The 2642-nt window shown below is 46.4% G+C and carries 4 protein-coding genes; all 4 read left to right on the forward strand.

Going from position 1 to position 2642, the window contains the following annotated elements; genetic code table 11:
* Positions 1-479: T6SS immunity protein Tli4 family protein (locus tag ABRZ26_RS24945; protein ID WP_319606698.1), on the forward strand; the 479-nt coding region annotated here is incomplete at its 5' end.
* 170 nt (positions 480-649) lie between these two features.
* Complete coding sequence (locus ABRZ26_RS24950; RefSeq protein ID WP_319606699.1) at positions 650-916, forward strand: PAAR domain-containing protein; 267 nt, start codon at positions 650-652, stop codon at positions 914-916.
* 2 nt (positions 917-918) lie between these two features.
* The gene (locus tag ABRZ26_RS24955) at positions 919-2037 is read left to right on the forward strand and encodes a KPHS_23130 family T6SS system protein (RefSeq protein ID WP_319606700.1); all 1119 of its coding nucleotides are present in this window, start codon (positions 919-921) and stop codon (positions 2035-2037) included.
* A gap of 199 nt (positions 2038-2236) precedes the next feature.
* The coding region (locus tag ABRZ26_RS24960) for a contractile injection system protein, VgrG/Pvc8 family (protein WP_319606701.1) at positions 2237-2642 on the forward strand (406 nt) is incomplete at its 3' end.

Genomic DNA, 2642 nt, shown 5'->3' on the forward strand with positions numbered 1-2642 from the left:
GACCGGGTTTTTGCGGGCCAAATATGTTTATTGCCGATGGGGATTATTACCAACAGGAGGAGGTAACCCTGAGTTATACATCGCCAGAGTACCCTAATATTGTGATTAACCTTGATACCGATAATTTCAATCGGGAAAAAGATTCGCTGCTGGAGCGCGGCGCGGAAATAAATCAGATTATCGCGGCGGCGGAAGGGAACACGCTGCAAAAAGGCGCACGCAATATCAACGGACTGTATGGCGAGGAGTGGCTGGTGGAAGGCAACGGCGTTAATTACCCGATACAGCGCGTTCATCGTTTTGCTTTAAACGTCAATGAAAAAACCGACAGCGCAAAGGCCCCCGCACTGAGTATGATCTTCGGGCAAGAGCCACTGCCGGATGAACAGTTGCCGCCCAGGGAGGCCGTTGCGGCCTGGGAGCGCATCACCTCGACGTTACGGCTGCGTCGGGGGGCGTTTAACAACCTGGCGCGATAGATGCCGTTATATTAATGACGGTAATCGTTATTTTTCTCTTCTTACTGTTGGTTCACTTAATTGTTTTTACAATTGAGATGTTTTTTAAATTCTAATTTTTACATGTTGGAGCGATGGATAAATTCAATACTCCGACAACTTGCCAGATAAAATATAAATAAGGAGGACGTATGCGTGGTATTGTTTGTCTGGGTGATTCAACCGATCATGGCGGAAAAGTGATTACGGCGTCGTCAACGCTTTATTATGAAGGAATACCGGCTGCATTGGCGGGCGATTTGGTCGCCTGTCCACTGCCGGGTCATGGCGTTAATCCTATTATTGAGGGGTGTAATACCATGCAGGATAATGGGAAGGCGGTTGCAGTAAACAATTGTTTGTGTCAATGCGGCTGTCGCGTATTGACGTCCATGTCCCATAACAGCGTTGAGGCATAATCATGGGATGGCCGATTCCTGATACCCGACAATATCAATATTCTCTTCCTCGCAAGCGTACCTGGATTTTGCTTTATCTTTCGGTGGCGATAGAGGTTATTCTCTGTGTCGTTGATTATTTCTCTAAAGAAAATATCCTGGAGGTGTATGAGTATATCAGTGACTTATTCTTTATTCTCATGTCGTTTAGCGTTTTTTTAGTGTTTTATTGTTATTATAAGGTAGTAAAAAAATCGGTATGGGATGACGAACTGAAAAACGCGCATATCGCATGGGAACAATGGAGCAGAGAACAGTTAGTGATTTGCGGTAACGTAATATCTTCCCCGGAAGAACATAATGCGTCGGTTATGTTGCAAGATACTCAAAATATTCCCGCTTATCCCCATAAAGGCCGGCCACTGTTCGGTAAAAGCATGACGCTTAAACAACGTTTGGCTGAAATAGACGACATGTTGGAACGTCAATGTCCTGGCTATAGGTATTTTCTGCATACCATTTATCTGGCTGGCATTTCGGTTGACGCCGTGAATACAGACGCGGAAGACGTTTTTGAACAGTGGCATTTATACCCCGAGCATTTGTCGTCGCTTTCAGAGCTAAAATCATGGTATGACGAAAAAGCGCATAAAGGCATAGCGTTAATTATCGGCATACAACTTTGGCCTTCGCAACCCCAGAGTTATAGCGAGTTTATTAGCGCGCAATTGATAACGACTCCTGCTTTTGCCAAAGAAAAAAAACTTCCCGTTTTAGCCGGATTAGGCAGGGTGATGCCCTCGGCGTCAGATACGCTATCGCAAGATCTTGACATGCTGTTTGAATATACCGGTATTGATAGAGAGAAAATAAAAAACATCTGGCTATCGAAGTTAGACAAAAAAGCAATGGCGGATGTATCTATCTATGCTTGTAATAAAAACATTCCTCTGCCATTGGAAAGCCCTTATCATCTTATCGATCATACTTTTGGCCCCCCCGGTCCGGTAGCGGATTTTATCGCGCTGGCATTATTGGCAGATAGTATGCCGTATCATCAGGATCTTCAATTGTTAGTGAAAGGATCTGGAGATAAAGAAATTTTTCTTTGTCTGATGACGCGGAAAATTATCGATAGTTAAATGGCTTGATATTTTTATCTGTGAATAGGTGCGCGATATTTTATTTTTTATCATAAAGTTTTTCTGATGGAAATATTTTCCTTTATAAAAATAAATATTTTTTAATTCGTTAGCCCCGCAGATAAAAATAATGAGGCTTTATGTTATTTCCAAATTATCGGCAATAAAACCGATCTCCAATGAAATAAGAGGTGTGATCATGCTGTCCGTATCCGAACTCGCCACCCGTCTTACCGGCTCGCAGAACCGCTATTCCCTGGCCATCAGGGGAGAGGCGGACAGCTCGCTGGATGTGGAATCCTTCAGCGCCAGCGAGGGGCTGAGCCAGACCTACTGCTACCAGATAACCTTTACCAGCGGCCGCGACATCGCCCCCGGCGAGATGCTGTTGCAGGACGCCAGCTTTACCTTCAATCCGCCGGGCAGGCAGCTGGGCGGCATCACGCTGCCTGACGCCACGCCGCCGCGTGCGGTTCACGGGGTGGTGACGCAGTTTCAGCGGCTGTCGGCCTCGGCGGACGAGGTGCGTTACCGGCTGACGCTGGAGCCGCATCTGGCGCTGCTGGGCAATGCCGGTCGCCCGGCGATATACCAGCATCAGTCGG

Source organism: Brenneria sp. L4-2C (assembly GCF_040240335.1).
In the GTDB taxonomy this organism is placed as follows: domain Bacteria; phylum Pseudomonadota; class Gammaproteobacteria; order Enterobacterales; family Enterobacteriaceae; genus Brenneria.

What these genes read in the sequence shown, in the direction of transcription:
- ABRZ26_RS24950 (WP_319606699.1), top strand. Translation starts at nt 650, where the DNA reads ATGCGTGGTATTGTTTGTCTGGGTGATTCAACCGATCATGGCGGAAAA.
- ABRZ26_RS24955 (WP_319606700.1), top strand. Translation starts at nt 919, where the DNA reads ATGGGATGGCCGATTCCTGATACCCGACAATATCAATATTCTCTTCCT.